General features: G+C 72.7%; 6 protein-coding genes. 4 read left to right on the plus strand and 2 right to left on the minus strand.

What is annotated here, in order from left to right; genetic code table 11:
- Positions 1-55: 55 nt before the first annotated feature.
- Both ACFWUQ_RS31190 and ACFWUQ_RS31195 read right to left on the minus strand, forming a co-directional pair.
- A complete protein-coding gene (locus tag ACFWUQ_RS31190; protein ID WP_384544735.1) occupies positions 56-247 on the minus strand; it encodes a hypothetical protein in 192 nt (63 codons plus the stop codon).
- A gap of 28 nt (positions 248-275) precedes the next feature.
- Positions 276-554 (minus strand): GlsB/YeaQ/YmgE family stress response membrane protein, encoded by a 279-nt coding sequence (locus ACFWUQ_RS31195; RefSeq protein WP_384544737.1) that lies wholly within the window; start codon positions 552-554, stop codon positions 276-278.
- 166 nt (positions 555-720) lie between these two features.
- Between ACFWUQ_RS31195 and ACFWUQ_RS31200 the strand changes: the two genes are divergently transcribed.
- The 4 genes from ACFWUQ_RS31200 (at position 721) to ACFWUQ_RS31215 (ending at position 4227) form a co-directional block, all read left to right on the plus strand.
- A complete protein-coding gene (locus ACFWUQ_RS31200; RefSeq protein ID WP_384544739.1) occupies positions 721-1467 on the plus strand; it encodes a hypothetical protein in 747 nt (248 codons plus the stop codon).
- Between the two features lie 2 nt (positions 1468-1469).
- On the plus strand, positions 1470-1943 hold the full coding sequence (locus ACFWUQ_RS31205; RefSeq protein WP_384544741.1) for a phage holin family protein: 474 nt from the start codon (positions 1470-1472) through the stop codon (positions 1941-1943).
- The gene (locus ACFWUQ_RS31210; RefSeq protein WP_384544743.1) at positions 1919-2587 is read left to right on the plus strand and encodes a DUF3618 domain-containing protein; all 669 of its coding nucleotides are present in this window, start codon (positions 1919-1921) and stop codon (positions 2585-2587) included. Before ACFWUQ_RS31205 ends, ACFWUQ_RS31210 begins: the two co-directional genes overlap by 25 nt.
- Before the next feature lie 263 nt (positions 2588-2850).
- Positions 2851-4227, plus strand: coding sequence for an APC family permease (locus ACFWUQ_RS31215; RefSeq protein ID WP_384544745.1), 1377 nt, complete (start codon positions 2851-2853; stop codon positions 4225-4227).
- Positions 4228-4230 lie beyond the last annotated feature (3 nt).

The raw sequence follows: 4230 nt of genomic DNA on the forward strand, positions 1-4230 counted from the left end.
CCCGCCCGTCGGCGTGGGGGGGGGGCGCACGGCTGCGGGGGGCGGCGCGGGCCGGTCAGTCGGCGGTCACGTCCTGCGCCCCCTGATCGATCTGCTCCTGCGTGATGACCTGGATCTCGTTGGTGCGTTCGTTGCGGATCCGGTAGACCGCGTGCGGACCGGGATCGCGTACTTCCTCGATACGGCCGCGGTGCTCGTCCTCGCGGCCGTCGCGGTAGGTGACCAGGTCGTCCTTGCCGAGCGGCATGATCTCCTCCTCGGAACTCGGAGCTGTGTCAGGCGTGCCGGTGGGAGCGGCGGCGACCGGTGACGAGGCGGTAGAGGGCCAGGAGGATGACGGAGCCGATGATGGCGGCGATCCAGGTGGACAGGTCGAAGAAGCCGTCGATGGAGTCCACGCCGAAGATGACCTTGCCGAGCCAGCCGCCGAGCAGACCGCCCGCGATGCCGATGAGCATGGTGACGATGATGCCGCCCGGGTCCTTGCCCGGCATGATCGCCTTGGCGATGAGCCCGGCCAGCAGTCCGATGAGGATCCAAGCGATGATGCCCATGAGGCTCTCCTGGTTTTTGCGATGAGATGTGGTTTTTGTCGAATCGCTTCTTCACGCATGGAGCGGATCCAAACGTGCGAGTGAGTTCGGCCGTGCGGGGGTGAGGTGGCGAATGGAGGGCAGGCGCCTTGCTGAAGCGTTGACACGCCATTCACCAGGAGGAGCCTTGAGTGACTTCCAGGATGCGAGCCGCCAGGACGAGAGCAGGACGACGGCGGTAGCGCACACCGTTCAGGACAAGGCCGGCGAGAGTGCTTCGCTGGTCGGTGCCAAGGCCGCCGACGTCGGCGGTACGGCCAAGGAGCAGGCGGCCCACGTGGTCGGCGAGGCCACCGCGCAGGCTCGGGACCTCATGGGGGAGCTCCGTTCCCAACTGACCGGCCAGGCCGAGTCCCAGACCCAGCGGCTGGCGGAGAACGTGCGCCGGCTGTCGCAGGAGCTGCGGGAGTTGGGCGAGAACGGCAAGCCGGACTCCACGATGGCGGACATGGCCCGCCAGATAGCCGACGGCGGACAGCAGATGGCCGCCCATGTGGAGAAGCGGGGTCCGGAAGGACTGGTCAGCGACCTGCAGAGCTTCGCCCGCCGCCGTCCCGGGGTATTCCTCGCGGGCGCCGCGCTGGCCGGCTTCGTCGTGGCGCGCGCCGGCAAGAGCGTGAGTGCCGCCGCGTCGTCGGAGACCGCCGACGGAGGCGGCGCCGCAGGCCCCGCCAGGGTCGAACGGCCCGTGCCTCCGGGGGACTCGGGCATCGCACGCCCCGCCCGGCCCAGCGGCATCCCGGCCGGCTACGAGGACCCGCTCGACACCTACGGGCAGTCGCAGCCGCCGCATGTCACCCCGGCACCGCCCGTTCACCCGCCGGCGAGTAGCCCGCCCTACGGCGGACCGACCCGGGCCGGGGGAGGGATCTGAGCATGGCTCTCTCCTCCCACGAGCGTCCGACAGCGCCCGCGGCGCCCCCGCCGCCCCCGCTGGCGGCACCGCCCGTACCGCCCCCCCCGTCGACGGCGTCCGAGCCGTCCCTCGGTGATCTGATCGGGGAGATCGGCAAGGACCTGTCCCAGCTGGTCCGCGACGAGATCGAACTGGCGAAGGCCGAGGTCAAGCAGGAGTCGGCCAAGGCCGGCAAAGCCGTCGGCATGCTGGGCGGAGCGGGGTACGCCGGTCATGTGGTGCTGCTGTTCGGCAGTCTGACCGTCGTCTTCGCCCTGGCCAACGTCATGGACCCCGCCTGGGCCGCCCTGATCGTCACCGCCCTGTGGGCCGTGGTGGGCGGGGTGCTGTACGCGGCGGGTCGCAAGAGGCTGCGCACCGTCAACCTCAAGCCGGAACAGACCGTGGAGACCTTGAAGGAGGACGCCCGATGGGCACGACACCTGACGAGCTGAGGACCGACGTGGAGTACCGGCGCGCGCACCTGGCGCGCAACGTCGACCTCCTGGCGGACAGGATGACCCCGAGCAAGGTGGCCCGCCGCAAGGTCGACTCGGTGCGCGACCGCGTGAGCGGAGTGAAGGAGCGTGTGATGGGCACGGCACAGGACGCGGCGCACGGAACCTCCGGGAGCCTGCACCAGGCCGCGGACAGCGTGACCGGAACGGCCAAGGAGGTCGGCGGCACCGTGCAGGAGACCTTCCAGCAGGCCCCCGCCCAGATCAAGCGGCAGACCCAGGGCAGTCCGCTGGCCGCCGGCCTGATGGCCTTCGGCGCGGGCATGCTCGCCGCCGCCCTCCTGCCGACCACCGCGGCGGAGGAACAGGCGGGGCAGCGCCTGCGGGAGCACTCGGACGAGCTGCTGGAACCCGTGAAGCAGACCGCCGTCCAGGCCGCCCAGGAAGTACGGGACGAGCTGAGGGAACCCGTCGCGGGTGCCGTCGAATCGGTGAAGGGCACGGCGCAGGACGCCGTCTCCACCACGACCGAGCACGCGCAGCACGCCGGCCGGGAGACCGCTGACGAACTGCGCCGGGTGGGCCAGGACACCGCCGCGGAGGTCCGCGAAGACCCCGGCGCCCGTCGCCCTCCCGTGTAGAGCGGCTCCCGACCCGGCGGGCCCGACACCAGCGCGGCTGGTGCGGGCCCGCCGCCGCGCGCCCGCGGCAGCAGGCACTCCCGCCCACCGGCTGAGGCCCGCGGCCCTCGGCGGACCCGGCCACCCTCCCCGTCCCGAGGCGCGGGACCAACGGCCCCAAGGGCAGGCCGCCTCGTTTGCCCCGATTCCCGGCGGCAAGAAGACCCCTGACCCGACCGGGGCGGACGCCTCGCCCGGTCGTCCCCCCGTTTCGAGACAGACAGATGAGGCCCATGCCGTCCCGCCCTTCCGACACCCCGGCACCCGGACCGCTCCGCAAAGTCCTGACCACACGCCTGCTGTACTTCTTCATCCTCGGAGACGTCCTCGGCGCGGGCGTGTACGTGCTCATCGGAGAGGTGGCGGCCGCGTCGGGCGGCGCCGTATGGGTGCCCCTCACCGCGGCGCTCCTGCTGGCGCTCCTGACCGCCGCGTCGTACGCGGAGCTCGCCACGAAGTACCCACGGGCCGGCGGCGCCTCGTACTACGCCACGCGCGCCTACGGCCCCGCGGTCGGATTCTTCGCCGGGTTCTGCATGCTCGCGGCGGGCACCGTGTCGGTCGCGGCGCTCGCGCGCGGGTTCGCCGGCGACTACCTCTCCGCCCTCGTCACCCTGCCGGTCGTCCTCGTCGCCGTCGTCTTCCTGCTCCTCCTCGCGCTGCTGAACGCGCGCGGCATCCGCGAGTCCACCCGGGTGAACACCCTGGCCACGCTGGTGGAGACCGGCGGCCTGCTGCTCGTCGTCGGACTCGGGTGCTGGATCGTCCTGCGGGGCGACGGAGACGTCGGCCGACTGACGCGGCTGGGCACGGACTCGGCGTCGCCGGTGACCGCCGTGATGGGGGGAGCGGTGCTGGCCTACTACTCGTTCGTGGGTTTCGAAACCTCGGTGAACGTGGCGGAGGAGACCCTGGACCCGGGTCGTTCCTATCCGCGTGCCCTGTTCGGAGCACTCGCCACCGCGGGACTGGTGTACGCCGCGGTGGGCGCGGCGGCGTCCGCGGCCGTACCCACGGAGGCACTGGCCGCATCCGACGGCCCGCTGCTGGAAGTCGTCCGCGCGGCCGGCGCGGTCCCCCCGAACCTCTTCGCGTTCATCGCTCTGGTCGCCGTGGCCAACGGGGCCCTGCTGACGGGCATCATGAGTTCCCGGCTGGCCTACGGGATGGCCCGGGAAGGGCTCCTCCCCGCCTTCCTCACCCGGGTCCTCCCGGCGCGGCGCACCCCGTGGGCGGCCATCGCCGCGACCACCGCCGTGTCCGCGGTGCTCGCGGCCACCGGCGAGATCGACGTGCTGGCCGGCACGCTGGTCCTGCTCCTGCTCGCCGTCTTCCTCACCGTGAACACGGCCGTACTCGTCCTGCGGCGCGACCCCGACACCCCCGCCGCCCCCTTCCGCGCCCCCACGGTCGTGCCGGTGCTCGGCGCCCTCTCGTGCGTCGCCCTCGCGACGCAGATCGAGGGCCGTGTATGGGTGCGGGGGCTGCTCCTGATGGCCTTCGGCGCGGTTCTAGGCCTCCTCGTCCTGTGGCGGCGCCGCCGCGCGGCGGCCCAGCCGCCGTCCGCCGCCGCCCGCCGCGCGGCCTCGGACTCGGGCTGAGGG

Source organism: Streptomyces sp. NPDC058662 (assembly GCF_042716255.1).
Classification (GTDB): domain Bacteria; phylum Actinomycetota; class Actinomycetes; order Streptomycetales; family Streptomycetaceae; genus Streptomyces.